This is a genomic window from Micromonospora sp. NPDC049559 (assembly GCF_040676675.1).
Classification (GTDB): Bacteria; Actinomycetota; Actinomycetes; order Mycobacteriales; family Micromonosporaceae; genus JBFAPK01.
Genome location: NZ_JBFAPK010000005.1, coordinates 12,165 through 38,344, shown reverse-complemented (window position 1 = coordinate 38,344; position 26,180 = coordinate 12,165). Strand labels below are relative to the sequence as shown.

Annotated in this window: 20 protein-coding genes and 1 pseudogene; 11 read left to right on the top strand and 10 right to left on the bottom strand. The window is 74.3% G+C overall.

Translation table 11 applies throughout. From position 1 onward, the window contains the following. Nucleotides 1-13: 13 nt before the first annotated feature. Entirely contained in the window at nucleotides 14-820 is an 807-nt protein-coding gene (locus tag AB0J86_RS09085; protein WP_363854872.1) for an endo alpha-1,4 polygalactosaminidase, read from the bottom strand. Between the two features lie 229 nt (nucleotides 821-1,049). On the opposite strand from AB0J86_RS09085, the gene AB0J86_RS09080 reads away from it, so the two are divergent. Beyond that, entirely contained in the window at nucleotides 1,050-1,196 is a 147-nt protein-coding gene (locus AB0J86_RS09080) for a hypothetical protein (RefSeq protein ID WP_363854869.1), read from the top strand. On the opposite strand, the gene AB0J86_RS09075 is transcribed toward AB0J86_RS09080, so the two are convergent. Further along, the gene (locus tag AB0J86_RS09075; RefSeq protein WP_363854867.1) at nucleotides 1,193-2,479 is read right to left on the bottom strand and encodes a CAP domain-containing protein; all 1,287 of its coding nucleotides are present in this window, start codon (nucleotides 2,477-2,479) and stop codon (nucleotides 1,193-1,195) included. The genes AB0J86_RS09080 and AB0J86_RS09075 overlap by 4 nt on opposite strands. Before the next feature lie 390 nt (nucleotides 2,480-2,869). Between AB0J86_RS09075 and AB0J86_RS09070 the strand changes: the two genes are divergently transcribed. From AB0J86_RS09070 to AB0J86_RS09050, 5 genes are all read left to right on the top strand, one after another. Continuing rightward, nucleotides 2,870-3,064 carry a hypothetical protein gene (locus AB0J86_RS09070; protein ID WP_363854864.1) on the top strand — a complete coding sequence of 65 codons (195 nt, stop codon included), beginning with the start codon at nucleotides 2,870-2,872 and terminating at the stop codon, nucleotides 3,062-3,064. A gap of 380 nt (nucleotides 3,065-3,444) precedes the next feature. Then, on the top strand, nucleotides 3,445-7,023 hold the full coding sequence (smc, locus tag AB0J86_RS09065; RefSeq protein WP_363854862.1) for a chromosome segregation protein SMC: 3,579 nt from the start codon (nucleotides 3,445-3,447) through the stop codon (nucleotides 7,021-7,023). A gap of 12 nt (nucleotides 7,024-7,035) precedes the next feature. Further along, the gene (locus AB0J86_RS09060) at nucleotides 7,036-7,656 is read left to right on the top strand and encodes an HAD-IA family hydrolase (RefSeq protein ID WP_363855341.1); all 621 of its coding nucleotides are present in this window, start codon (nucleotides 7,036-7,038) and stop codon (nucleotides 7,654-7,656) included. Between the two features lie 37 nt (nucleotides 7,657-7,693). Beyond that, a complete protein-coding gene (locus AB0J86_RS09055) occupies nucleotides 7,694-8,149 on the top strand; it encodes a protease inhibitor I42 family protein (RefSeq protein ID WP_363854858.1) in 456 nt (151 codons plus the stop codon). A gap of 297 nt (nucleotides 8,150-8,446) precedes the next feature. After that, entirely contained in the window at nucleotides 8,447-11,716 is a 3,270-nt protein-coding gene (locus AB0J86_RS09050) for a S8 family serine peptidase (protein WP_363854855.1), read from the top strand. Nucleotides 11,717-11,804: 88 nt separating this feature from the next. Here AB0J86_RS09050 and AB0J86_RS09045 read toward each other — a convergent pair whose 3' ends face one another. The 8 genes from AB0J86_RS09045 to AB0J86_RS09010 all read right to left on the bottom strand — a co-directional run bounded on the left by AB0J86_RS09045 (nucleotide 11,805) and on the right by AB0J86_RS09010 (nucleotide 19,563). Further along, entirely contained in the window at nucleotides 11,805-12,170 is a 366-nt protein-coding gene (locus AB0J86_RS09045; protein WP_363854852.1) for a hypothetical protein, read from the bottom strand. A gap of 16 nt (nucleotides 12,171-12,186) precedes the next feature. Beyond that, on the bottom strand, nucleotides 12,187-13,749 hold the full coding sequence (locus tag AB0J86_RS09040) for a hypothetical protein (protein ID WP_363854849.1): 1,563 nt from the start codon (nucleotides 13,747-13,749) through the stop codon (nucleotides 12,187-12,189). Further along, nucleotides 13,746-14,045, bottom strand: a complete 300-nt coding sequence (locus tag AB0J86_RS09035; protein ID WP_363854847.1) for a hypothetical protein — start codon at nucleotides 14,043-14,045, stop codon at nucleotides 13,746-13,748. Before AB0J86_RS09035 ends, AB0J86_RS09040 begins: the two co-directional genes overlap by 4 nt. 101 nt (nucleotides 14,046-14,146) lie before the next feature. Then, nucleotides 14,147-14,680, bottom strand: a complete 534-nt coding sequence (locus tag AB0J86_RS09030) for a DinB family protein (protein ID WP_363854844.1) — start codon at nucleotides 14,678-14,680, stop codon at nucleotides 14,147-14,149. A 105-nt stretch (nucleotides 14,681-14,785) separates the two neighbouring features. Then, complete coding sequence (locus AB0J86_RS09025; protein ID WP_363854841.1) at nucleotides 14,786-15,295, bottom strand: universal stress protein; 510 nt, start codon at nucleotides 15,293-15,295, stop codon at nucleotides 14,786-14,788. Between the two features lie 92 nt (nucleotides 15,296-15,387). Further along, nucleotides 15,388-16,953 (bottom strand): MDR family MFS transporter, encoded by a 1,566-nt coding sequence (locus AB0J86_RS09020; protein ID WP_363855339.1) that lies wholly within the window; start codon nucleotides 16,951-16,953, stop codon nucleotides 15,388-15,390. A gap of 260 nt (nucleotides 16,954-17,213) precedes the next feature. Further along, entirely contained in the window at nucleotides 17,214-17,666 is a 453-nt protein-coding gene (locus AB0J86_RS09015; protein ID WP_363854838.1) for a MarR family transcriptional regulator, read from the bottom strand. A gap of 97 nt (nucleotides 17,667-17,763) precedes the next feature. Further along, a complete protein-coding gene (locus tag AB0J86_RS09010) occupies nucleotides 17,764-19,563 on the bottom strand; it encodes an alkaline phosphatase D family protein (RefSeq protein ID WP_363854835.1) in 1,800 nt (599 codons plus the stop codon). Between the two features lie 175 nt (nucleotides 19,564-19,738). Between AB0J86_RS09010 and ftsY the strand changes: the two genes are divergently transcribed. The 5 genes and pseudogenes from ftsY to AB0J86_RS08985 form a co-directional block, all read left to right on the top strand. Next, complete coding sequence (gene ftsY / locus AB0J86_RS09005; protein ID WP_363854832.1) at nucleotides 19,739-20,923, top strand: signal recognition particle-docking protein FtsY; 1,185 nt, start codon at nucleotides 19,739-19,741, stop codon at nucleotides 20,921-20,923. After that, the gene (locus tag AB0J86_RS09000; RefSeq protein WP_363855336.1) at nucleotides 20,923-21,759 is read left to right on the top strand and encodes an aminoglycoside phosphotransferase family protein; all 837 of its coding nucleotides are present in this window, start codon (nucleotides 20,923-20,925) and stop codon (nucleotides 21,757-21,759) included. The genes ftsY and AB0J86_RS09000 overlap by 1 nt, the downstream gene beginning before the upstream one ends. Before the next feature lie 228 nt (nucleotides 21,760-21,987). Beyond that, complete coding sequence (locus AB0J86_RS08995; RefSeq protein ID WP_363854829.1) at nucleotides 21,988-23,370, top strand: ammonium transporter; 1,383 nt, start codon at nucleotides 21,988-21,990, stop codon at nucleotides 23,368-23,370. A 26-nt stretch (nucleotides 23,371-23,396) separates the two neighbouring features. Further along, on the top strand, nucleotides 23,397-23,735 hold the full coding sequence (locus tag AB0J86_RS08990; RefSeq protein ID WP_363855333.1) for a P-II family nitrogen regulator: 339 nt from the start codon (nucleotides 23,397-23,399) through the stop codon (nucleotides 23,733-23,735). 73 nt (nucleotides 23,736-23,808) lie between these two features. After that, nucleotides 23,809-26,067: pseudogene (locus AB0J86_RS08985) on the top strand ([protein-PII] uridylyltransferase); the annotation flags it as partial. Nucleotides 26,068-26,180: the final 113 nt, after the last annotated feature.

Here is a 26,180-nt window from a genome sequence, read left to right as displayed (position 1 = left end):
GTTCCGGGCGCGGTCAGGCCGGGCAGGGGGCGCGCCAGGCGCCGAGGGCGCGCTCCTTGCGGATCGACGAGAAGCCGTAACCGAGCGAGGTGGCGCAGAAGGTCTCCGTCGTCCCCTCGTACTCGACGTGGAAGACCGGCTTGCCGGCGTCGGCGAAGGGGAGCAGGCGCTCGCACTGCCGCAGCCGTACGCACTCCTCGTTCAGCGCGAAGTCGAAGTCCGGCGCCAGCGCGGCCACCTGGGGCAGGTCGTTGCCGAGCCCGGGGGAGAGGTCCAGGGACCGGGCCAGCTCGGCGAGGCGGCGGTTGAACAGCAGCTGGTCGTCGAAGCCGAGCGGGAAGCCCGGCGAGCGGGCGTACCCGTCGACGTCGGCGACGAGCACCGAGTCGAAGCCCTTGCCGCGGCAGAGGCGGAACCGGTCGGCCAGGATCGGCCGGAGCACCTCCCACTGCCGTACGTCCAGCCAGCGCCGGCCGTCCGCGGCGACCGCCCCGCCGAGCAGGCGCTCGGGAAAGCGGGCCGCGTCCGGGCGCGACCGCTCGTAGCTCCCCGCCCGCACGTAGCAGATCAGCCGCCGGTCGCGGCCGCGCAGCCGCCCGGTCTCCTCGATCGTCGTGGTGAACGGGTCGAGCACGAAGACCTCGGCGTCGACGTCGGCGTCCAACTCGCCGCTGAGCTGCCACTGCCAGCTCGGCGCCACCCCGCTGGGCCAGGGGCGGGGCCCGGGCAGCGGCCACCGGTCGCGCCAGCAGCCCGCCGCGGGTACGACCAGCGCCAGCGAGACGACGAGGGCGACGGCGCGACGGCCGGCCCGCCGCATCTCAGCCCGCCGGCGTACGGGCGGTCCACCGCGGCGGCCGACCGGCGTACGGTGGCGGCGCGCTCGTCATCTGCGGCTCCCGGGGTCGACCGCCGCGGGGTCGCGGCGGGTCCGTCCGAGCGGCGCGCGCCGTCGGGCCCGCACGACACCGAGCGGGAGCGCCCCTCATGCCGAGAAACGAGCGGGACGTGCGCCCGGTACGGCCGCCCGGCCGATCGGCCCACGGATCGTGGCCGACCGGTCCGTGCCGGCCACCGGCGTCGACGTGGGCTTCGAGATCGACCGGGCTCGGATCGACGTGGGCTTCGAGATCGACCGGGCTCGGATCGACGTGGGCTTCGAGATCGACCGGGCTCGGATCGACGTGGGCTTCTAGATCGCGGAGCCGAACATCTGGGTCCAGTAGAGGGTGCCGTCGGAGGCCGCGGCCACGCCCACCCCGATCGCCTTCGCCTGGCAGTTCAGGATGTTGGCGCGGTGTCCGGCGCTGTTCATCCAGCCCGTCATCACCGCGTCCGGCGTGCGGTACCCCGCCGCCACGTTCTCGCCGATGGCCTGGTCGTACCCGGCGGCTCCGGCACGGTCCCAGGGCGAGCTGCCGTCGCTGCCGGTGTGCGACATGGTGTCGTGCTCGGCCTGGTCCTGGCTGTGCAGCCGGGCGGCGGCGGCGAGCTTGTCGTTGACCTGGACGGCTCCGCACCCGTTCGCGGCGCGCTCCCGGTTGACGATCGCGACCACCTGCGCCTCGGGGCCGCCCTGCGCGGTGGGAGCGGCGGCGGCGCCCGTGGCGGTGGCGGGGGGACGGCTCGGCGTACGCCGCGGGGTGGCGGCCGGCTTGCGGGCCGGCGCGGCGGTGGTCGGCGCGGTGCGGGTGGTGCTGAAGCTGGGTGCCGGGGTGTCCGGCGCGCTGGCGGTCGGTGGCTCCGGTGCGGCGGGGGTGGCCGCGTCGATCTGGGTGCCGTCCGAGCCGGCGGTGCCGTCCGCCGCCGCGTTGGCGGCCGGTGCGGGCCGGTCCCGGTCGGGCAGCAGCAGCGCGCCGGCGCCGACCGCGACCGCGAGGGTGGCGACGGCGGCGGCACCGGCCACCAGGGCCGAGCGCCGCGTCCGTCTGGGCGCGCGGTGCCGCCGGCGGGCGCCCTCCGGGCGCCGGTCCGGGTCGGTGTCGCCGCCGACGACGCCGTCGGCGTCGCCGTCCCAGAAGGCCGAGGCCCGCGCCGTCGCCGGCTCGTCGGCGTACCCCTCGTTCCGGAGGCCGTCATTCCGGAGGCTCTCGCCCCGGTACGCCTCGCCCCGGTACGCCTCGCCCCGGTACGCCTCGCCCCGGTACGCATCGCCCTGGTACGCCTCGTCCCGCTGGTCATCGTCGTGCCGGCCCGCGTACGCCGACTCGGGCGGGTATCCCGCGCGCGCGGGGTGATCGACGGATCGCGGCCCGGGCCCCGGACAGGGCGGCTCCAGGTAGTGCGGCGCGGAGTAGCCGGACTCCGGGTGGTCGGACTCGGGGTACTCGGGCTCGGGGTGGTGCGGCGGGAAGTCGGCCGCCTCGGCCGGATCGCCGGGCGCCGGGTACGCCTCGTCCCGGTGCGGTTCCCGGCCGCCCGCGTTGGGCGTGGGTCGCCGGTACGGTGCGTGTGGGTCCGGGTCGGGCCACCCGTTCACGCGTCTGCCTCCGCTCCATAGCCGGTATCTGAGCTGCTGCGACGCTACGTGTGCCGGCCCGGCGGAACAATCCGGCTAAGGAAGATATAAGGCTGCGGCAAAGATCGACTCCGGCCGCTCGCGGCCGATGGCGCCGCGCGGAACACGGCCTAGACTGGCGCGGTCCGAACAACGCGCCTGTTCGTGCCTTGTGGCGGCCTCGCCGAGCGACCGGTTGACGCGAGAGTGATCCGTGCCCGTGGAACTTGACGAGAGCGGGCGGACCGGCCCAAGATAGGAGTGTCGCCAGTCGCGCCCGGCCATGCCCGGATTTGCCTACGGGCAGGTAGTCGCGAATAAGTTGGGCGCGCGTTGGCCGGCCTTTCCGGCAGCGCATTACAAGGAGACAATATGGCGAAGGCCCTCTACGGCCACGTGGGTGCGGCGCCTGACCGGCGTCTGCTCGACGAGGTCACTCGACTGCGTGCCAGCGTTCAGGCACTGGAGTTCGAGGTCACGCGGTTGCGTGCCGAGAATGATCGGCTCGCGGCGGCGGCGGCCGAGGCGGACGACCTGCTCCGCCTGGCAGAGCCGGCACTGACCTGATCTCCCGGGGCGCCGGGCGACCGGCGCCCAAAGCCGGGACACAATCCACGGCACCGCACAACTGAATCAGCACCACCGCTGTACACAAAGATCGCGCGCCGACACATCCGTGGCGGCGCGCAGTTTTGTCTCCGCGTCACGTTCCGCATCCCCCCGGACGCGCGATTTCCGGCGTACCCGCCGCCGGCGCGGATTCGTATCCGTGCCGGTACGGAGCGCAGTTTCCGCCGCGTGCGCGCGGGATGGTCGCGTTGATCGGCTAGGGTGTGGGCGCGCGCCGCGTGGCGAGGATCGCGACGCTCCGGGTTAACCTGCAGGTTGACCAGAAGACGGTTGACGAGACACAGGGTTGACCAGACCGCAACGGCCGGATCGAGACGGTGTATCTCAAGAACCTCACGGTGAAGGGCTTCAAGTCCTTCGCGTCCGCCACGACGCTCAAGCTGGAGCCGGGCATCACCTGTGTGGTGGGGCCGAACGGCTCGGGCAAGTCGAACGTCGTCGACGCGATCGCCTGGGTGCTCGGCGAGCACAGCGCCAAGGCCCTGCGCGGCGGCAAGATGGAGGACGTCATCTTCGCCGGTACCGCCGGCCGCGCGCCGCTCGGCCGGGCCGAGGTCACGCTCACCATCGACAACACCGACGGCGCGCTGCCGATCGACTACACCGAGGTCTCGATCACCCGCCGGATGTTCCGTTCCGGCGAGAGCGAATACGAGATCAACGGCGACTCCTGCCGGCTGCTCGACATCCAGGAACTGCTCTCCGACTCCGGTATCGGCCGAGAGATGCACGTCATCGTCGGCCAGGGGCAGCTCGACGCCGTACTGCACGCGAAGCCCGAGGACCGGCGCGCCTTCATCGAGGAGGCCGCCGGCGTACTCAAGCACCGCAAGCGCAAAGAGAAGGCGCTGCGCAAGCTCGACGCGATGCAGACGAACCTCAACCGGCTGACCGACCTCACCGCCGAGCTGCGCCGCCAGCTCAAGCCGCTCGGCCGCCAGGCCGAGGTGGCCCGGCGCGCCGCGGTGATCCAGGCCAACCTGCGCGACGCCCGGCTGCGCCTGCTCGCCGACGACCTGGCCACGCTGCGGTCGACGCTGGACAAGGAGATCGCCGACGAGACCGCGCTGCGGGCGCGGCGCGAGCAGGTCGAGCAGGAACACACCGAGGTGCAGCGGCGCCTGGCCGAGCTGGAGCTGGCGCTGGCCGAGGACGCGCCGCTGCTCGCCGCCGCCCAGGACACCTGGTACAAGCTCTCCGCCCTCCAGGAGCGGTTCCGCTCCACCGAGCAGCTCGCCCGCGAGCGCCTGCGCCACCTGAGCGTCACCCCGGACGACGAGCGTCCCGGCCGGGACCCGGACCAGCTCGCCGCCGAGGCGGAGGCGGTACGGGAGCAGGAGGAGGAGCTGCGCGCGGCGCTCACCGAGGACCAGATCCGCCTCGCCGAGGCGGTCGAGGGCCGGCAGCAGCTCGAACGCCAGCTCGCCGAGGCCGAGCGCGCCCTGGTCACGGCGGCCAAGGCCATCGCCGACCGGCGGGAGGGGCTGGCCCGGCTGACCGGGCAGGTGAACTCGGCCCGGGCCCGGACCAGTTCGGCGGCCGAGGAGATCGCCCGACTCTCCGCCGCGCACGCCGACGCGCAGGCCCGCGCCGAGAAGGCGCAGGCGGAGCTGGACGCGGTGGCCGCGCAGTCGACCGCGGCGGACCGGGACAACGCCGACCTCGACGCCCGGCACGCGGAGGCGGTGGCCGCGCAGGAGGCCGCCGCGGCGGCGGTACGGGCGCTCTCCGACGCCGAGCGCGCCGCCGAGAAGGACGCCGCGACGTGGAAGGCGCGCGAAGAGGCGCTCGCCATGGGGCTGCGGCGCAAGGACGGCGCCGGCGCGCTGCTGGCCCACGCCGGGGAGGTACCGGGGCTGCTCGGCGGCCTCGCCGGGATGCTCACGGTCGAGCCGGGGCACGAGGCCGCGCTGGCCGCCGCGCTCGGCGCGCTCGCCGACGCGGTCGCGGTGACCGGGGTGGACGAGGCCGCCGAGGCGATGCGGCTGCTCAAGATCCAGGATGCCGGCCGGGCGAGCCTGCTGGTCGGCGGCGCGGCCGGGCCGGGCATGATCGGCAGCGCGGACGCGTTGCGCCCCGCCCTCCCCGAGGGCGCGCGCTGGGCGCCGGACCTGGTCGGGGCGCCGGAAGAGATCCGGGCCGCGGTGCACCGCGCGCTGCGCGACGTCGTACTGGTGGCGGACCTGGAGGCGGCGACCCGGCTGGTCACGGGCAACCCCGAGCTGCGCGCCGTCACCCCCGACGGCGACGTGGTCGGCGCGTACGCGGCGGCCGGCGGCTCGGCGAAGGCGCCCAGCTTCATCGAGGTGCAGGCCGCCGTCGAGGAGGCCCGGAACAACCGGGCCACGGCCGAGGCGACCATCGCGGAGCTGCGCGAACAGCTCGCCGAGGCGCGCGAGGAGGTGGCCGTCCGCAAGGAGGCGGTGAACGCCGCCGCGGCCGTCAAGCGCGAGGCCGAGGGGCAGCGCAACGCAGCCGCCCGCCGCCTGGCCGAGCTGGGCGCGGCGGCCCGGTCGGCCAAGGCCGAGACCGACCGGCTCGCCGAGTCGCGCGCCCGGGCCGAGGCGTCCCGGGAGAAGGACCTCGCCACCCTGGCCGAGCTGGAGGAGCGGCTCCGCGCCGCCGAGGACATCCCCGTCGACGCCGAACCCTCCACCGAGGAGCGGGACGAGCTCGCCGCGTACCTGCCGCAGGCCCGGCAGAACGAGATGGAGGTCCGGCTCGCCGTGCGTACGGCGGAGGAGCGGGTCGCGGCGATCGCCGGCCGGGCCGATTCGCTGGCCCGGCAGGCCGCGGCCGAGCGGGCGGCGCGGGAACGCGCCGCCGCGCGCCGGGCCGCGCGGGCCCGGGGCGCCTCGATCGCCCGCGCCGTCGAGGCCGGCGCCCGCGAGGCGCTGGTCCGCGTCGCGGTCTCCCTCACCACCGCCGAGCAGACCCGCGACGAGGTGGCGCGGGCGCGGGCCGCGCGCGAGGCCGAGCTGCAGGAGGTACGCGGCGCGGCGAAGCGCCTCGGCGCCGAGCTGGAGCGGTTGACCAGCGCGGTGCACCGGGACGAGGTGGCCCGCGCCGAGCAGCGGATGCGCATCGAGCAGCTGGAGATCAAGGCCGGCGAGGACTTCGGGCTGGACGTGGAGACGCTGCTCGCCGAGTACGGTCCGCAGCAGCCCGTACCGCCGACCGACGCCGACGTGGCCGCGGCCGAACGGGACGGCAAGCCGGTGCCCGAGCCGGTGCCGTTCGAGCGGCCGATGCAGGAGAAGCGGGCGGCCAAGGCCGAACGCGACCTGGCCCTGCTCGGCAAGGTCAACCCGTTGGCGCTGGAGGAGTTCGCGGCGCTGGAGGAGCGGTACAAGTTCCTCTCCGAGCAGCTGGAGGACCTCAAGGCGACCCGCCGCGACCTGCTCACCGTGGTCAAGGACGTGGACGACCGGATCCTGGAGGTCTTCGCCAGCGCCTTCGCCGACACCGCCCGCGAGTTCGAGCAGGTCTTCACGGTGCTCTTCCCGGGCGGCGAGGGGCGGCTGGTGCTGACCGACCCGGACGACCTGCTCACCACCGGGGTCGAGGTCGAGGCCCGGCCGCCGGGCAAGAAGATCCGGCGGCTCTCGCTGCTCTCCGGCGGGGAGCGCTCGCTGACCGCGGTGGCGATGCTGGTCGCCATCTTCCGGGCCCGGCCCAGCCCGTTCTACATCATGGACGAGGTGGAGGCCGCGCTCGACGACGTCAACCTGGGCCGGCTGATCACCCTGATGGCCCAGCTGCGGGAGAAGAGCCAGCTGATCATCATCACCCACCAGAAGCGCACGATGGAGGTCGCCGACGCGCTCTACGGCGTCACCATGCGCAACGGCGTCACCCAGGTGATCAGCCAGCGGCTGAACAGGGAAGAGGACTAGGTCGGCCGGATGATGCTTCGGCGTAGGGCGACGGCGCTGCTCGTCGACATGGACGGTGTGCTGCGGCGGTTCGACCCGCGGTTCGCGGCGGCGGTGGAACGGCGGTACGGGCTGCCGGCCGGCGCGCTGCTCGACACGGCGATGGGGTGGTCGATGCTGCAACCCGCCCTCGTCGGTCAGGTGAGCCACGCGGACTGGTTGGACGGGGTGGCGCGGGCCCTCTCCGGTCCGGCCGTGAGCCACCAGGACGCCCGGGCGGCGGTCGAGGAGTGGCAGACCGACCGGGGCGAGATCGACCCGGAGGTGCTCGCCTTCGTCCGCGAGGTACGCGCGGCCGGCGTACGGGTGGGGCTGGCGACCAACGCCACGGACCGGCTCGACGCCGACCTCGCCGCGCTCGGCGTCGCCGGCGAGGTGGACCTGGTGCTCAACTCCTCGGTGCTCGGCGTGCACAAGCCGACCAAGGAGTACTTCCGCCAGGCCTGCCTGGCGCTGGAGACCCCGCCGGACCGCGTGCTCTTCGTCGACGACTCGGACCGGATGGTGCGGGGCGCCCGCGTCGCCGGGCTCTCCGCGTACCGCTGGACCGGGCCGGCCGACCTGCCGTACCTGCGCGCGGCGCTGGGTCTCTGAGCCGGGTCGTTGCCCGGCGCCGGTAGCGTCGGTCGGCGTGGGTGCCCGCAGGCTCGTCGTCATCCTCCTGGGCGGCTGCCTCGCCGTCGCCGTACTGGTCGGCGGTACGGTCGCCGGCGCGCTCGCGCTGCGGACGAAGGTGCGCTACGGCACGGTCGCCGACCGGTCCCGTCCGGCGTTGACGGTGCGGGCGGGCGACCGGTTCACGCTCACGGTGCCCGACCGGGGCCCCTCGGTCGGCGACAGTTGGCGGGCCGCCGTGGAGCCGGCCGGGGCCGCCGAGGCACGGGGCAGTGAACTCGTCCTGTCGCACCCGGTCGAGCGGATTCTCGGCCCGGCGGTCGGGGGCGGCGCCGGTACGCGCCACTTCATCTTCGTGGCGGTGCGACCGGGCCGGCTTACGGTGACGGTCACGAACTGCTTCCAGGGGTGCCGGGACGCCGAGACGCGGGCGGCGTCGACCGCTCTGCTCTGGACGGTCACGGTCACCTGACGCCCCCCGCTCGCTCCCCGGCGATCTAGGGCGAATCGTCGTGACTTGATCTCCAATCACCGAGATTTGCCCTAGATCGCGGGGGGGTGGGGGCCGGGTCGTGGCCGTCCAGGGTGGATGCCGGCCCTGTGGTGATCTTGTTCCACGGTGATCTTGTTGGCAAGATCGGGCGTAACAACCCCCGAACCCCTGGTTAATCGGGGCGGGGTTAGGTAGGCGCATCTCCTCTCCCTTCCCGTTGGGAGTGCGATCTCGTTCATGGAAGCGCTCCCGCGGGGGAGTGCCGAAAGGAGCCTCGTGGCAAGCAACACGAGCAGGACGCGGCGAAGACTGGCCGTACCCCTGCTGGTCCTCGCCCTGGCGAGCGCCGGCGCGGCCGGTACCGCCGCTCCGGCCTCGGCGGCACCGGCCGCCGGCGCGCCGAGTGGCCCCGGCCTCGGGCTGGCCAAGGACGGCGAGCGGCTGGACCTCACGGGCGGTGGCGGCCGGCGGCCGTTCGACGCCGATCGAACCCGTCCGGCGCGGCCCGACGCCTCGCCGGGGGCCCGCTCCGGCGGCACCCCGGCCGGCGACGGCCGGTACATCGTCGAGTTGGCCGAGGAGCCCGTGACGACGTACGCCGGCGGGGTCTCCGGGCTGGCGCGCACCCGGCCCGGATCCGGAGAGCGGCTCGAACCGGACTCGACGGCGGCCCGGGCGTACCGCGCGCACCTCGACGCCCAGCGCGCGGCGGTCGCCGCGGCGGCCGGCGTCACGGCCGGCCAGTCCTACACCACCGCGTTCAACGGCTTCTCCGCGAAGCTGACGGGGGCCCAGGTGGCCCGGTTGAGGCAGGACAAGCGGGTCCGGGCGGTCACCGAGGACCGGGTGGTCCGGACCAGCGCCGCGAGCCCGGGTTCCGCGACGCAGGGTGCCGTGGCGCAGGGTTCCGCGACGCAGGGTGCCGTGGCGCAGGGTTCTGCGACGCAGGGTGCCGTGGCGCAGGGTTCTGCGACGCAGGGTTCCGTGGCTCCGGGCGGCGCGACCTCGGGGTCCGAGGCGGCGGCGGGCGCGGCGGCTCCGGCCGGCACGGGCGCCGGGAGCGGGACGGGCGCCGGGAGCGGGACGGGCGCCGCCGGCGGGGCCGACCAGGGCGGCACGTCCGGCAAGCCGAAGCCGGGCCAGCCGAAGCCGGGCAGCGGTACCGGCGCGGGGATGGTCATCGGCGTGCTGGACACCGGCATCTGGCCGGAGAGCCCGTCGTTCGCCAAGAAGATGCCCGCGCCGGCCGGCTGGCACGGCACCTGCCAGACCGGCGCGGCGTTCGTGGCCGAGCACTGCAACGGCAAGATCGTCGGGGCGCGGTACTTCGCGGACGCCTTCCTCGCCAGCCGGGGGGCGCTCCCCGACGGCGAGGTCCTCTCGGCCCGGGACATGTCCGGGCACGGCACCCACACCGCCTCCACGGCCGCGGGGCTGCCGGTCAAGGACGTCACCATCGACGGCCGGAGCTTCGGCCCGGTCTCCGGGGTGGCGCCGGACGCGCAGCTCGCCGTCTACAAGGTGCTCTGGGGCGGTGAGGGCTACGACGCGGACATCATCGCCGGCATCGACGCGGCCGTCGCCGACGGCGTACAGGTGATCAACTACTCGATCGGGTACCAGTTCGGCGACCAGCAGCCGAACACGCCGATCGGTACCGCCTTCCTCCACGCCGTACTGGCCGGGGTCTTCGTCTCGGCGTCGGCCGGCAACGACGGCATGAGCGGGATGATCGGCAACGCGGCGCCGTGGGTGACCACGGTGGGCGCGGCCGTGACCAACCTCAACGAGGGCACCATCCGGCTCGGTGACGGTACGAAGCTCGTGGGCGCCACGATGGACGTCCTCCCCGGCGGGCGGGCCCGTCCGCTGGTCTTCGGCGAGCAGGCCGGTTCGCTGGAGAACTACGCGCAGTACTGCGAGCCGGGCAGCCTCGACCCGGCGAAGGTCCGGGGCAAGGTGGTGGCCTGCGCGCTCTCCAACCCGTACGACCAGGCGGCGGAGGCGAAGGCGAAGGGCGCCGCGGCGATCGTCGTCTTCGTTCCGGGCGGCAACTTCCGGGTCAACTCGATCTACAACTTCCCGGTCCTCTACCTGCCGACCGAGGAGCAGGCGGGCCAGCTCTTCAACTACCTGATGCGCCACCCGAGCGACGGCACGGCGGTGGTCAGCTCCGGCGGGGACGGCTCCAGCGTCGCCGGCGTGCCGAGCGTCGCGGACTTTTCCTCCAAGGGCCCGGACCAGGTGCACCTCGGCCTGCTCAAGCCCGACCTGGTCGCGCCGGGCGTCGACGTGGTCGCCGCGGTCTCGCCGCCGGGCAACTTCGGCCGCCAGTACGACGCGTACTCGGGCACCTCGATGGCGGCCCCGTACGTGGCCGGCACCGCGGCGATCCTGCGCGCCCAGCACCCGGACTGGTCGCCCGCGGCGGTCGCCTCCGCGCTGCGTACCACCGCCACCGACACCGAGGGCACCACCAGCCCGCTGGAGCAGGGCAGCGGCCTGGTGAACCTGGCCCGCGCCAGCGACCCGGGCCTGGTGATCGAGCCGGCCACGGCCGACCTGGTGGCGTTCAGCGAGGCGGCGCAGCCGGAGGGGGAGCAGCTCAACCTGCCCTCGATCGGGCTGCGCGAGTACGACGCGAGCAGGCCGCTCACCCTGACCCGCCGGCTCACCAACGTCGGTACCGCGCGGGAGACCTACCGCGCCACGGTCAGCGGCCTGCCGGGCATGCAGGTGACCGTGGAGCCGAAGTCGATCACGGTTGAGCCGGGGCGCAGCGCCACGGTGACCATCACGCTGCGGCGCGGCAGCGCGCCCTGGGACCGCTTCGTCACCGGGGCGATCACGTGGCGCGGCAAGGCCCACACCGTACGGGTGCCGGTCGCCGCGCGGCCGTGGGGCATCACGCCCCGGATGTACGGCGACGACGGGCTGGAGTTCGGCCGGCTCGCCAACGGCGCCTTCGGGCTGCTGGAGGTCGGCTTCACCGGACCGGTCCAGGGTCGGTCGACCGGCTACACCCCGGTCGAGTGGGACGCGTACTCGATGCCGGCCGGCATCGACGGCGGCATCTTCGACCCGCACGCCCCCGGAGTGGGGGCGCACACCTTCACGGTGCCGAAGGGCAGCGCCGGGCTGGTGGTCGAGACGGCGACCGACGACCCGAACGCCGACCTCGACCTCTTCCTCTACCAGGGCGACAGGCTGGTGTACCGGAGCGCGAACTGGCACAGCTCGGAGCAGGCGTACGTCTTCCTGCCCGAGCCGGGCCGGTACACCGCGTACGTCTTCGCGTACCAGTCCGGCCAGCCGGTGGTGAACTACCGGCTCGGACACGCCCTGATCGCGCGCGACGGCCGGTACGCCCCGGCCACGCTCGACCTGCCGGCCACGGTGGAGCGGGGCACGACCCCCTCGTTCACGCTCCGCCCGAACGCGCCGCTGGCCGGCGACGGCGAGTACTGGGCGTACACCGAGTACCGCACCGGCGGCCAGGTGATCCCCGGACACCTGGTCTACACCGCGCGGTCGTGGTGGCAGTAGCCGCGTGACCGATCAGTGCGGCGGGGCCGGACGGCCCCGCCGCACGCGCGTCCGGTCGCCCGGGGTCGGGCGTCGCGCTCGCGGCGGGTCAGGCCGCGGCGCGGCGTACCGCCACGATCGTGGCGACCTTGTCGAGCCAGCGGGCGAAGACCTCGTCCCGGTCCGGGTCGTCGGCGACGCCGGCCGCGGCGGCCAGCCACGACGCGGCGAGCGCGCGCTGCCCGGCCGTGGGCAACGGCTCGGCCAGCCCGGCCGCGTACCCGACGCCGCCGACCCGGACGACCTCGGCGAGGAAGGTCAGGGAGCGCGGTTCGGTACCGAGCCGGGCGGCGGCCAGCGCGGCGGCGACCGCGGCGTTGCCGGCCGGGCCCGCGGGCGACGCCAGCCCCACGGCCAGCAGCGCCGGTACGTCCAGCGCCAGTAGCTCGGTCTCGTCCAGCCGGCCGGGTGTCACCGGGCCTCCTGCGCGCTCATCCGGGCTGGTCGGCGCGGCGGGGGAGCCGGACGCTGACCGGGGTGTCCGGGATGTCGGGGTCGACCCCGTCGAGTCGACCCTGGACGAAGTCCTCGGCGCGTACCCAGAACGTGTAGCCCCACGGGTTGTAGAGCTGCAACAGGTCGCCGTCGTGCCCGACCACCAGGAGCGCGTGCCCGGTCGGGCCCTCGCGGGTGGTGATCGGTACGGCGTCGCCCGCGTCGACCGCGCGCTCGATCTCGGGCAGCACCGCCCGGCGCTCCCTCGCCCCGTCGAGCGAGCGGTTCTCGTAGTCGGCGCCGGTACGGGCCCCGACCTCCTCGTCCGCCACGGTCTCCGACTGGCCGTCGGTCATCCCGTCGAGCAGGGGAAGCCGCTGGTACCAGTCCCGCCCGCCGTCGTAGACCCGGAACTGCTCGTCACGCAGCCGGGCGGAGAAGGCGTCGCGGTTGTCGTACGCCGGGTCGCCCGGATGCCCGCCCGTGGTGAGCTGGAGCGCGTAGAGCGGGTCGACCCGGGCCCGGGCGGTGACGGTGGCGGCCGCGACACAGGTCGGCTCGTCGCCCTGGGTCCACTTCGCACCCTGGAAGCTCGTCGTGCGGTACTCGCCGGTGTCGCGGGTGACCGGGTCGATCGGGTCCAGGTGCTCGCGCAGCCAGGCCGGGTCCGCGCCGTACGGGCCGATCAGGCGGTCGAACTCGGCGATCCGGTCCAGGTCGTGGCCGGCGGCCAGCGCGCGCATCAGGTACGCCCGGTGCTCCGGCCCGTGGGCGCCCGCCAGCAGCCGCGCCATCCGGTCCTGGTCCGCCTCGTCGAGCCCGTGCAGCCGGTTCGCCGCCCGGTCGGCCACGGCCGGGGTGAGGATCGCCTCGGCCGGGCCGCGACCCGTGCCGGCGTCGGTGAGCAGCAGCTCGTCGACTCCGGAGAGCGGCGAGCCGGCCAGCCGCCGCAGCCGCGCCTCGCTGGCCAGTTCGCTGAACTCGCCCGCCACCTCGCGGGCGGTACCGTCCACCAGCGAGTGCGCGGCGACCCGCTCGGCGATGCCGTCGATCGCCAGGTGGTGCGCGCGGCGCATCTTGTCGCCGTCGTAGCTGAGCGGGTCGGGGACGAACCCGGCGGTGATCTCCTCGGCGAGCACGTTCGCCTCCCGCAGGGTCGCCACGCCGGCGAGGTCCCGCCGCCCGGCCGGCTCGACCGCCCCGGCCAGCCGGCGTAGCCCGGCGGCGATCGTGGTCAGCGCGTCTACCCCGCGTTGCAGGCCGCGTTCGGCGGCGGCGAGCGCGTCCCCGGCCGCCACCTGCGTCTCGCCGGCCCAGGTGGCCGGGAGCCGCTGGCGGCGCAGCTCGCTCACGACCAGCAGTGCGGCGTCCACCCCGGTCGCCGCGCCGGCGTAGTCGTCCGCCATCGCGTCGAGCACCGCCGCCGCGCCGCCCGGAGCGGCCTGCGCGACCGCCTCGGCGGTGGAGACGCGCAGCGCGGCGGCGTTCCAGAGGCCGTTCTCGCCCGAGATCTCCCGCTGGAGTTGCCGCAGCCGGGGCAGCGGCGTCTCCGCGCTCACCGGCCCCCGCCCAGCCGCGCGGCGGCCGCGGCGTCGGCCCGGTCGTAGGCGTCGGCCGACTCGTCCAGCGCGTCGGCGAGCTGAGCCAGCGCCTCGGCGAGGTTGCCCAGCTCGTCGCGCCAGGCACGGGCGGCGGTTCGGTAGCCGGGCAGGCTGCCGTACCGGTCGAAGACCAGGCCGGGCACCTGCCGCTCCTCGGTGCGCCAGCTCCGTACGGCGGCGTCGACCACCCGCTGGGCCGCCTCGTCCCGCAGTCGCTTCGCCGCGGCCCGCAGCGCGGCGGTGTCGGTACGCACCAACGACATGGTCCGGCCCTCCCCTCGGATGGGCAGCACCCTACCGCCTCCGCGCAGCGGACGGTGTCCCTCGGATCACGCTGCGGGGTCGTCCGGCGGGCTCAGTCGCCGGTGACGCCGTCGATCCGTTCCCGGATCAGGTCGGCGTGCCCGTTGTGCCGGGCGTACTCCTCGATCATGTGGACGTAGATCCAGCGCAGGTTCATCTCCTGGTCGCCGTCGCGGCGCCGCCGCACAAACGTCTCGTCGAGGTCGTGTCCGGCCGCCGTCTCGCGGGCCAGCTCCACCTCCCGCGCGTAGGTGGCGAAATCGATCTCCGGGTCGGCGTCCGCGATGTCGTCGAGGTCGCCGTCCGGGCTGGCCTCGGAACAGTAGAGGTCGCCGACCTCCTCGCCGGCGAACTGGCGGCGGAACCACCAGCGCTCCACCTCGGCCAGGTGGCGTACCAGCCCGAGCAGGGTCAGCCCCGAGGGCTCCACGCTGGGTGTCTTGAGCTGCTCGCCGGTGAGGCCGGCGCACTTGAGCAGCAGGGTCTGGCGGTGGAAGTCCAGCCAGCCTTCGAGCATGGTGCGTTCGTCGCCGAGGTACGGCTCCTGCTCGCGGTTCACCTCGGGCGCGGTCCAGGTCGTCGTCATCGCGCCATCATCGGGGCCGGCCGGCCCCGCCGCACCCGCATTTGTGCGGCCGGTGCCCGCGTTCCTGGGGCCGGTGGCCAGCGCGGGCCGCCCGGTCCCGGGCCGTCACGGTACGACCACGACGGGCCAGTGCCCGGCCTTGACCAGTCGGGTGGCGATCGAGCCGACCAGCCGGTGCCCGGCCTGGGTGGAGGAGCCGACCACCACCAGGTCCGCCCGCAGCTCGTCGGCGGCGGCGCAGAGTTCGGTGTACGCGTCGCCGCGCCGGTAGACGAACTTCGTCCGGGTGCCCACCTCCTCGGCGTGGGTCCGGACCTGTTGGCGCAGGTCCTCGGCGATTTCGTCCTGGGTCTGCTGCACCGCCGTGGCGGCGAGCCCCGAGGCCAGCGAGGTGAACGCGGCGGGCGCGGCCACGTAGACGACCACCAGGGTGGAGCGCTGCCGGCGGGCGAGACCGGCCGCGTAGGCGGCGGCGCGCAGCGAGGTGCGGCTCCCGTCCACCCCCACCATGATCACTTTGGGGCCGTCCGTACCGCGCTCGAACGGGCTGGCCGAGGGGTCGGGGCGGTACCCCTCCCGACCCGATGGCTGCTGGTCTAGCGGCTCAGTGCTCACCGTCACCGTCCTCGCCGGGCCCGGGAACGTCGTCGTACCCGGGGTGCTCGCCATAGCCCGTTTACCGGGGCATGTCCTAATGAAACATCGGCTCAGCGTTCAATTCGAGTCGACCCGACGGGTGCCCCGCCGGCCGGCGCGGCCTCCCCGGTCTCCCCGGCCAGCTCGCCGGCGCTCTGCTGGCGCAGCGGGACCTCCTTGATGAAGACCACCGCCACGACCGCGATGAGGGCGAACGGGGCCGCCGCGAGGAAGACGTCGCCGGCGCCGTGCCCGTACGCGATCTCCACGGCGGTCCGGATCGGGCCGGGCAGCTTGTGCACGTCGGGGATGGCGTCGCCGCCGCCCGCGGGCATCCGCACGTGCAACCGGGTGAGCTGTTCGGCGAGGTAGTCCCGGACCCGGTGACCGAGCAGCGCACCGAGGGCGGAGACCCCGACGGCGCCGCCGAGGCTGCGGAAGAACGCGACCACCGAGCTGGCGGCGCCGAGTTCCTGGGGCCGTACCGTGTTCTGCACGGCCAGGACGAGGTTCTGCATGGTCATGCCGACCCCGATCCCGACCAGCGCCATGTAGCTGCCGAGCACCACCAGGCTGGTGTCGTACCGCAGCGTCCCCATCAGGGCGAAGCCCACGGTGAGCAGGACCGCGCCGGAGACCAGGTACGCCTTCCACCGGCCGGTACGGCTGATCAGGCGACCGCTGATCGTGGAGGAGAGCAGCAGGCCGAGGATCATCGGCAGCGTCATCAGCCCCGAGACGGTCGGGCTCTTGCCCCGGCTGATCTGGAAGTACTGCCCCAGGAAGACCGTCGCGCCGAACATGGCGATGCCGACCGCGATGCTGGCGAGCACGGCGAGCGTGATCGTCCGGGAGCGGAACAGCCGGAGCGGGATGATCGGCTCGGCGGCGCGGGACTCGACCAGGACGGCGAGCCCGCCCAGCGCGACGGCGCCGACCACCATCAGGGCGGTGGCCCAGGAGAGCCAGGCGAACTCGGTACCGGCGAGGGAGATCCAGATCAGCAGCAGCGACACCGCGCCGGTGATCAGCGTGGCGCCGAGGTAGTCGATCTTCACGGGTCGCTTCACCACGGGCAGGTGCAGCGTCCGCTGGAGTACGGCGATGGCGAGCGCGGCGAACGGGATGCCGACGTAGAAGCACCAGCGCCAGCCGAGCCAGGAGGTGTCGACGATCACGCCACCGATGAGCGGACCGCCGATGGTGCCGAGGGCGAAGACCGCGCCGAGGTAGCCGCTGTACCGGCCGCGCTCGCGGGGCGAGATCATCGTGGCCATGATCACCTGCGCCAGCGCGGTGAGCCCGCCGGCGCCGGCCCCCTGAATCACCCGGCAGGCGATCAGCTGCCCGCTGGACTGGCTCAGCCCGGCCAGCACCGACCCCAGCACGTAGATCACCAGGGCGAGCTGCACGAGCAGCTTCTTGCTGGTCAGGTCGGCGAGCTTGCCCCAGATCGGAGTGGTCGCCGTCATGCTCAACAGCGTCGCGGTGACCACCCAGGTGTACGCCGACTCCGAGCCGTGCAGCTCGCTGATGATCCGTGGCAGCGCGTTCGAGACGATGGTCGAGGAGAGAATCGCCACGAACATGCCGAGCAGGAGCCCGGAGAGCGCCTCCAGGATCTCCCGGTGGGTCATCTGCGGCGCGCCGGTCGTGCCGCTGGGGCCCGTGGTGCCACTGATGCCGCTGGTGCGCGCGCCGTCGTACGTGCCGCGCGGGGTCGAGGACTGCGTCATGAACATCCCTCGGGCGGTTCGATCGGTGCCGGTAGATCCCGCCCCCGGTCCGCCGGCTTGTTGCCTCAGGCAACGTTATACCCGCAGGTAGTCCCCGGCAACACGGCCGGCGACCACCGACCCGTGCCGGCCGTCCGGTCCTGGTTACCCGGGTGCGGCGGTCACTCGTTCGCGGCGTTGAACCGGCCCAGCAGCCGGGCGAACTCGGCCAGGTCGCCGCTGGGCCAGCCGTTCAGCGTCCGGCGCAGCGGCCCCAGCCGGGCCGTCCGGGCCTCCTCGAACCGCCGCTGCCCCTCCTCGGTCAGCTCCAGCAGGGCCGCCCGCCCGTCGTCCGGGTCGGGCCGGCGCTGGACCAGCCCCAACGACTCCAGGTTGCGGATCTGCCGGCTCAGCGTCCCCTTGCCGACCCCGAGCCCGACCGCGAGGTCGGTGAGGCGGGTCGGCCCCGACCGCCACAGCGAGAGCAGCAGCCCGTACGCGTTCGCGTCCATCCGCGGGTGCACCTCCCGGGCCATGTCCCAGGAGACCGCCCGGGCGCGGCGCAGCAGCACCGACAGTTCATCCTCCACCCGCCGCAGGTCGTCGGCCTGTCTCCGGGTCGTCTCGTCGTCCACCCGCCCCTCCCTCGCTGCGCAAAGCGTACGGGGACGGCGACCGTGCGTACCTCCGGCGCGCGCCCGATGCCGGCCGGCGGGGGTGGGGTGCCGCCGGTCAGGCGGTCGTGGCGTTGGGCGGGGCCTGTTCGCGAGGGGCGCGCGGCACCACGACCCCCCGGTCGGCGGGCGGGTCGAGCGGCGCGTCGGTGCGGGTGCTCAGCGGGACCGTGGCGATCCGGCGCAGCGCCCCGTCCGAGGTGGTGCCCTCAAGCGTCACCTCGGCCCGGCGACCGGCGTGCACCAGCGTGCTCACCGCGTTGCCGAAGTACGGCCCGGTCAACCGGCGCCAGCCGACGATCGAGCGCTTGAGCCCGACCGTACGGGCCAGCGCCCGGGTCGCCGCGGCCGGACCCCGCCACCAGCCGAGCCGCATCAGCGGCCGCATCGCGGCGGGCACCTGGTTGTGGATCGGGGAGCAGGTGAGCTGGTGCACGGGCGTGGTCACCGGCTGCCGGAAGCGGGCCCGGGCCACGTACGAGTGGTGCACGTCGCCGCCGAGCACGCTGATCGTCGCCGGGGCCGGGTACGCCTCGCCGGCGCCGACCCGTTCGCCGACCCGCGCCGTCTGGCCCGCGCCGATCCGGGCGAAGAGCGCGGCGAGCGCCTCGAAGGAGCGGTGGAAGGCCGCCCAGTGCTCCAGGTCCAGCGCCCGGCGCAGCCGCTCGGCGAAGGCCGCGACCCGGGGGCGGGGCGAGGTGGCGAGCCGCTCGTTCCAGGCCTCCAGGTTGTGGATGCCGGGCGGCAGCAGCCAGGGCAGGGAGGCGCCGACGACCAGGTGGTCGTAGCTGCCGTGCGCCTGGTCGACGAACCAGGCCCACTCGCCGGGCGGCAGCATCTCCCGCCGGTCGGGTTGGAGCACCCGGCTGCACCGGTTGTCGAGCATCACCAACCGCGTGCGGCCCAGGTCCAGCGCGTAGCTCCACTGGTACTGCACCGCCCGCCACCTCTCGGTGTCGTGGGCGAGTTCGGCCTCGGCGTCCACCCGCGCGCCGAACTCCCGCAGCACGGCGGTGGCGTCCTCGGCCGCCACGACCTTCTGGTACACCGGGTCGGCCGCGATCTCGTCCGGGGAGAGGTTGCCCAGGTGCTGGTAGACCCAGTAGGAGGCGAGGCCGCTGGCGATCCGCTCGGCCCACCAGGGTTCCCGCCGGACCTCGTCCCGCCAGCTGGCGGAGGTGTTCCAGTCGTCGATGATCTCGTGGTCGTCGAAGATCATTACGCTCGGTACGGTCGCCAGCAGCCAGCGGATCTCCGGGTCGCGCCACGACTCCAGGTAGAGCTTCGTGTACTCGTCGAAGCTCACCACCTGGTCGGCCGGGGCGCCCCGGGGACGGCTGCGGCGGCGGCTGAGCAGCTTGCGCACGGTCGGCGAGGTCTGGTCGGCGTAGACCTGGTCGCCGAGGAGCACCAGCAGGTCGGGCAGCTCGGCGGCCGGGTCGTCGGCCGCCATCAGCCGCCGGGCGTACGCGTCGAGCGCGTCAGGCGGCAGGCGTCGGGCGGTCGCGTGCTGGGTGGTCTCCCGGCACGAGCCGAAGATCAGTCGGACCGGCTCGTCGGCGTCGTCGAGCGGGCGGGTACGGATCACGCTCGGCGGGAAGTCCGTCTCCGGCTGCGGCCAGGCCAGCTCGTCGTCGACGAAGACCCGGTACGCGCTGGCGGCGCCCGGGGTCAGCCCCTCGACGACCACGAGCGCGTAGTGGTGGTCGTACGCGGCGAAGGTGGCCGCCTGCCCGTGGCCGCCGTCCGCCGTGGCGACCCGTACCACCGCCGGCCCGCTCGTCTCGACCCAGATGGTGGCGCGTGCGCCGACGACCCGCCGCAGCAGCGGGCCGATGAGCAGGCGGGCACTGGACATGGCTGGTACCTCCGAGGGTGGTGCGTGCGCCCGGTCGGGAGAGGTTGATCTTTCCTTCCTACCCGACCGACCGGACCCCCACCCGTGTCTGGCGGGGAGCCTACCCGTGGAACGCGCCACGTCGCAGGGAGCGGCCGTCGAGACGCCCGGCCGGTCATCTGTCAGGATTTCCCGCATGGAATACCTCGTCGTCGTGCTGGTCCTGGTGGGCGTCCTGGTGCTCGGCACCATCGGACTGGTGGCGCCCCGCCTGCGCCGGCGCCCCCAGCCACCGGCCGTGCCGCCCCGGGTCGAGGAGGAGGCCGGCCCGCCGGTCAGCGAGGCCGGAACGGCCACGGGTACGGTCACCGCGCCGCCCCCGGTGGTCGAGCCGGAGCCCACCGTGGTCGAGCCGGCCCCGGCCGTCGAGACGCCGGAGCCGACCGCGGGGCGGCTGATCCGGCTGCGCACCCGCCTCTCCCGCTCGCAGAACGTCTTCGGCCGCGGGCTGCTCGGGCTGCTCGCCCGGGACCGGCTCGACGAGGACGTCTGGGAGGAGATCGAGGACTCCCTGATCACCGCGGACGTCGGGATCGACGCCACCCGGGAGATCGTCGACCGGCTGCGCGAGCGGACCCGGGTGCTGGGCACCCGTACCCCGGTCGAGCTGCGCGCGCTGCTCGCCGCGGAGCTGGTCAACGCGCTGGACCCAGAGCTGGACCGGTCGCTGCGCACGGCGCCGCACGACGGTACGCCGGCGGTGGCGCTGGTGGTCGGCGTGAACGGGGCCGGCAAGACCACCACCTGCGGCAAGATCGCCCGGGTGCTGGTCGCGGACGGGCACAGCGTGGTGCTCGGCGCCGCCGACACCTTCCGCGCCGCCGCGGCCGACCAGCTCGCCACCTGGGCCGGCCGGGTCGGCGCCGAGGTGGTACGCGGGCCAGAGGGGGCGGACCCGGCGAGCGTGGCCTTCGACGCGGTCCGCCGGGGCATCGACGCGGGTGTGGACACCGTGCTGATCGACACTGCCGGCCGGCTCCAGAACAAGATCGGCCTCATGGACGAGCTCGGCAAGGTCAAGCGGGTGGTCGAGCGGCACGGTCCGGTGGACGAGACCCTGCTGGTGCTCGACGCCACCACCGGCCAGAACGGGCTGGAGCAGGCGCGGGTCTTCACCGAGGTGGTGAACGTGACCGGGGTGATCCTCACCAAGCTCGACGGCACGGCCAAGGGCGGCATCGTGATCGCGGTACAGCGCAAGCTCGGCATCCCGGTGAAGCTGGTCGGGCTGGGCGAGGGACCGGACGATCTCGCGCCGTTCGAGCCGGTCCAGTTCGTCGACGCCCTCCTCGGAACCGAGCCGCTCGACGCGAACGCGTAATCTCGGTGATCTATCGCGAACCGGCGCCGCGACTGGGGAGACCGTACGTGACTTCGCAGGAGATCCCGCTGCACGGCGGGAACGTGAGCACCGTCGTACGGGTCGGCGACACGGTCCGGCGCAACGTCGGGCCGTGGACCCCGTCGGTGCACGCCCTGCTGCGCCACCTCGAGTACGTCGGCTTCACCGGCTCACCCCGGGCGCTCGGCATGGACGAGCGCAACCGCGAGGTGCTGTCGTACCTGGAGGGGGAGTGCGGGGAGTACCCGCTGGCCCCGCACTGGGTCACCGACGAGGCACTGGTCACGGTGGCGACCATGCTGCGGATGTTCCACGACGCGCAGTACGGCTTCGTGCCGCCGCCCGGCGCGGTCTGGCGCTCGTTCGGGCCGCCGCCGCCGGACACCGAGGTGATCTGCCACCACGACGCCGCCCCGCACAACGTGATCTGGCGGCCCGACGGCACCCTCGCGCTGATCGACTTCGACCTCGCCTCGCCGGGCGCCCGGATCTACGACGTCGCCTACGCGGCCTGGACCTGGGTGCCGCTCTTCTCCGACCGGGACTCGTACACGCTGGGCTGGAAGCGGCCGAACCGCCCGCGCCGGCTGCGGCTCTTCGCCGACGCGTACGGGCTGATCCCGCGCGACCGGCACCGCCTGGTACGGACCATCCGCAAGCGGATCGTGGACCACGTCGAGGGGATCCGCCGGATGGCGGCGGCCGGCGACCCGGCCTTCGTCCGGATCGTGCACAAGGGGCACCTGCGCCGCCCGATGCGGGACCTGCGCCTGCTCGACTACGAGCGGCACACGCTGGAGTACGCGCTCCGTTGAGCGGCTGTCGAGAGCCTCGCCCGGGGTGTCCCGACAGCCGCTGAGAGCCGCGCGCCCACCGGCAACGCCTGTGAGATTTTCTTCACACGTCTGAAACAAGCCGTCACCCGCTCGAAACCGGGCGGAGACGGTGCGTGAAACAGCCGCCCGGGAAGCTTCCGCCCTAACCGGCGTACGGGCGATGCTGCCCTGCCTGCCGGAAGGAGGAACCTACCGAGAGGAGGCAGCGTGGAGATCAACACCGGCAACACCGCCTGGTTGCTCGTGTCGTCTGCGCTGGTGCTGCTCATGACGCCGGGTCTGGCCCTGTTCTACGGCGGCCTCAACCGGTCCAAGGGCGTACTCAACATGATGATGATGAGCTTCGTGTCCATCGGGCTCGTCTCCGTTTTGTGGGTCATCTACGGCTTCACCCTGGCGTTCGGCACCAACGACAACGCCGGCCTGAACAACGTGATCGGCAGCTTCACGCAGTACCTCGGCACCCAGACGAACTTCGCCGGTGAGGAATGGCTCTTCCTCGGTACGGGGACGGGCATCCCGACCTACGTGGTCCTCGTCTTCCAGATGATGTTCGCCGTCATCACCGTCGCCCTGATCAGCGGCGCGGTCTCCGACCGGACCAAGTTCGCCGGCTGGATCGTCTTCGCGTTCGGCTGGTTCACGCTGGTCTACGTACCGGTGGCGCACTGGGTCTGGGGCGGCGGCTTCATCGGCGCCAAGATCAAGGCGCTGGACTTCGCGGGCGGTACCGCGGTGCACATCAACGCCGGCGCGGCGGCGCTCGGCCTCGCGCTGGTGCTCGGCAAGCGGGTCGGCTGGCCCAAGGAGAACTTCAAGCCGCACAACGTGCCGTTCGTGGCGCTCGGCGCCGGACTGCTCTGGTTCGGCTGGTTCGGCTTCAACGCCGGCTCCGAGCTGACCGTCGACAGCACCACCGCGATGGCCTTCGTCAACACGCAGGTCGCCACGGCGGCCGCGCTGCTCGGCTGGATCGTGGTCGAGTGGATCCGCGACGGCAAGCCGACCCTGGTCGGCGCCTCCTCCGGCGCCGTCGCCGGCCTGGTCGCCATCACCCCGGCCTGCGGTTTCGTCGCCCCGATCCCGGCGGTCGTCATCGGCCTGGTCGCCGGCGCGGTCTGCGCGCTCGCGGTCGGCCTGAAGTACCGGCTCGGCTTCGACGACTCCCTCGACGTGGTCGGCGTGCACTTCGTCGGCGGCTGGATCGGCTCGCTGTCGATCGGCTTCTTCGCCACCCTCCAGGCGAACTCCGCGATCGAGGGGCTCGGCGCGGGCGAGGGCCTCTTCTACGGCGGCGGCGTCACCCAGCTCGGCCGGCAGGCCCTCGGTAGCCTCGTCGTCACCGTCTACTCGTTCGCGGTCGCGGCGCTGATCGCGCTCGCCGTGAAGTACACCGTCGGCCTGCGTACCAGCACCGAGAACGAGGTCGACGGGATCGACGTCGCCGAGCACGCGGAGAGCGGCTACGACCTCTCGCCCGCGGGTGGCGGCGGCGGTGGCGCCTTCGCGCTCGCCGGGATCGGCACCCCCAACAGCAGCACGCCGGCGGCCGAGCCCGCCACCCCGGTCAGCGAGAAGGTCGCCGGTTAACGTCTGAAGCGATGGAGGGTTTGGACATGAAGCTGGTGACCGCGGTCATCAAACCGCACCAGCTGGACGCGGTGAAGGAGGCCCTGCACGCCCTCGGCGTGGCCGGCCTCACCGTCAGCGAGGTCCAGGGCTACGGGCGGCAGAAGGGCCACACCGAGGTGTACCGGGGCGCCGAGTACACGGTGGAGTTCCTGCCGAAGATCCGGGTCGAGGTGCTGACCGACGAGATCGACGTCGACAAGGTGGTCGACGCCGTCGTCACGGCGGCTCGTACCGGCAAGATCGGTGACGGAAAGGTGTGGGTCACGGGCGTCGAGGACGTCGTCCGGGTCCGCACCGGCGAGCGCGGCCTCGACGCGCTCTGAGCGGCCGACCATCACGATGAGGCGGGGCGAGACGGCACCCGCGGTCGCCGGACCGAGGCCCCCGCTCGTCCCCGGCATCGGCGCCGCCGCGCGCGAGCAGCGCGCGGCGGCACTCGATGCCTTCCTCACCGCGCTCTTCCCGGCCGGTACGGCCACCGCGGGCGGCTCGGTGGCGCTGGTGGCCGTCGGCGGCCTCGGCCGGCGCCAGTGCGCGCCCCACGGCGACCTGGACCTGGTGCTGCTGCACTCCGGCGTGCGCGGCATCGACGAACTGGCCGCCTCGATCTGGTACCCGATCTGGGACGCCCGGCTCGGGCTCGACCACTCGGTGCGCACCGTGCCGGAGGCGCTCTCCGTCGCCCACGACGACGTGAAGGTCGCCCTCGGCCTGCTCGACGCCCGGCACGTCGCCGGCGACCGGAACCTGACCGCGCAGCTCGTCACGGCCGCCGCCGACCAGTGGCGGCGCACCGCCGTACGGCAGCTGCCGGCGCTGCGGGAGATCACCGCCGCCCGCTGGAAGACCCACGGCGAACTCGCCTTCCTCCTGGAGGGCGACCTCAAGGAGGCCGCCGGGGGACTGCGCGACGTCGGCATCCTGCGCGCCATCGCGTACGCCGGGATCAGCGACGCCCTGCGCCCGGCCGTACGCGCCGCGCACCTGCGGCTGCTCGACACCCGCGACGCCCTGCACACCGCCGTCGGCCGCCGGGTCGACCGGCTCGTCGCGCAGGAGCGGGCGGCCGTGGCGAACCTGCTCGGGCTGCGCCAGCTCCCGTCCGGCGACTCCGCCGCCGGGCAGCGCTCCGGTGCCGGCGCGGACGACGGCGACGCGCTGCTGCGCCGGGTCGCCGGCGACGCCCGTACCGTCAGCCACGCCCTCGACGACGCCTGGCGCGCCGCCGACCGGCTCCGCTCCGGGCGCGGCCGGCACGCCGAGGGCCGCCCCGTCCGGCGCCCGGTCGCCCGCGACGTCGTCGAGCACGACGGCGAACTGGTGCTGGCCCGTACCGCCATCGGCGCCCGCCCCGACCCCAGCCTCTCGCTGCGGGTCGCCGCCGCCGCGGCCAGCTCGCGGCTGCCGATCGCGCGGGCCACCTGTGAGTGGCTGGCCGCCTACTGCCCGCCGCTGCCGGCGCCCTGGCCGCCCGCCGCCCGCGCCGCCCTGATCACCCTGCTCGGCGCGGGCGAGGGCCTGATCGCCGCCTGGGAGACCTGCGACCGGTACGGGCTGGTTGACGGCTGGCTGCCGGAGTGGCCCCGGCTGCGCAGTCTGCCGCAGCACAACCCGGTGCACCGGTTCACCCTCGACCGGCACCTGGTGCAGGCCGCGTACGAGGCCACCGCGTACCTGCGCGAGGTGGACCGGCCCGACCTGCTGCTGCTCGGCGCGTTCCTGCACGACGTGGGGAAGGGGCTGGAGGGCGACCACAGCAGCGTCGGCGCCCCGATCGCCGGCGCCGTCGCCGCCCGGATCGGCCTGCCGCCCGCCGAGGTCGCGGTGATCGAGAAGCTGGTCCGGCTGCACCTGCTCCTGCCCGAGGTGGCGACCCGGCGCGACCTGGCCGACCCGGTGACGATCTCCGGGGTCGCCGAGGCGGTCGGGGACGGCACCACCCTCGGCCTGCTGCACGGGCTGGTCCGGGCCGACGCCCTGGCCACCGGGCCGGCCGCCTGGTCGGACTGGAAGGCCCGGCTCGTCGCCGAGCTGGTACGCCGGGTGCACACCGCGCTGGACACCGGGGCGCTGCCGGCCCCGCCGGTACCGGATCCGGCGCTGGTGGCCGGGCCGCTGCCGGTGGTCCACCTCGACGGGGACCGGGTCTCCGTCGCCGCCGCCGACCGGCGCGGCCTGCTCGCCACCGTCGCCGGCTGCCTGGCCCTGCACCGGCTGGAGGTGGTCGCCGCCGACGCCTCGACCGTGGCGGGCCGGGCGCTGGTGGAGTTCCTGGTGCAGCCCCGCTACGGCACCCCGCCCGACCCGATCGCGCTCACCGCCGACCTGCGCCGCGCCGTCGCCGGGGACGTCTCGGTGATCCAGCGGCTGCGCGGCCGGGCCCTGGCCGCCCGAGGCGGCGGGGCCGCGCCGAGGGTGGTCTGGCACCGCGAGGCGGCCACCGACGCGGTGGTGCTGGAGCTGCGGGCCGCCGACGCGGCCGGGCTGCTCTACCGGGTCGCCAGCGCGCTCGACGAGGCCGGCGTGCAGGTGCGCGCCGCCCGCATCTCCACCCTCGGCGGCGACGTGGTCGACGCGTTCTACCTGGTCGGCACCGGCTACGACGAGGCGGAACGGGAACGCCTGGAGGCCGCCGTCCTGGCCGCCGCCGGCTGACCCGCCGCGCCGACGGGGCCGGTTGAGCGGCAGCCGCGACGGGGCCGGTGGGCGTCCCCGGCCGAGCCGCCGCGGCCGGATCGGCTACGCCCGGCGGGCGGCCCGCGTACGTC

Bases quoted from the DNA above. Each gene is read 5' to 3' on its own strand.
- AB0J86_RS09085 (WP_363854872.1), bottom strand. From the start codon at position 820: ATGCGGCGGGCCGGCCGTCGCGCCGTCGCCCTCGTCGTCTCGCTGGCG.
- AB0J86_RS09070 (WP_363854864.1), top strand. From the start codon at position 2,870: ATGGCGAAGGCCCTCTACGGCCACGTGGGTGCGGCGCCTGACCGGCGT.
- AB0J86_RS09060 (WP_363855341.1), top strand. From the start codon at position 7,036: ATGCTTCGGCGTAGGGCGACGGCGCTGCTCGTCGACATGGACGGTGTG.
- AB0J86_RS09030 (WP_363854844.1), bottom strand. From the start codon at position 14,680: ATGACGACGACCTGGACCGCGCCCGAGGTGAACCGCGAGCAGGAGCCG.
- AB0J86_RS09020 (WP_363855339.1), bottom strand. From the start codon at position 16,953: ATGACCCACCGGGAGATCCTGGAGGCGCTCTCCGGGCTCCTGCTCGGC.
- AB0J86_RS09010 (WP_363854835.1), bottom strand. From the start codon at position 19,563: ATGTCCAGTGCCCGCCTGCTCATCGGCCCGCTGCTGCGGCGGGTCGTC.
- ftsY (WP_363854832.1), top strand. From the start codon at position 19,739: ATGGAATACCTCGTCGTCGTGCTGGTCCTGGTGGGCGTCCTGGTGCTC.
- AB0J86_RS08990 (WP_363855333.1), top strand. From the start codon at position 23,397: ATGAAGCTGGTGACCGCGGTCATCAAACCGCACCAGCTGGACGCGGTG.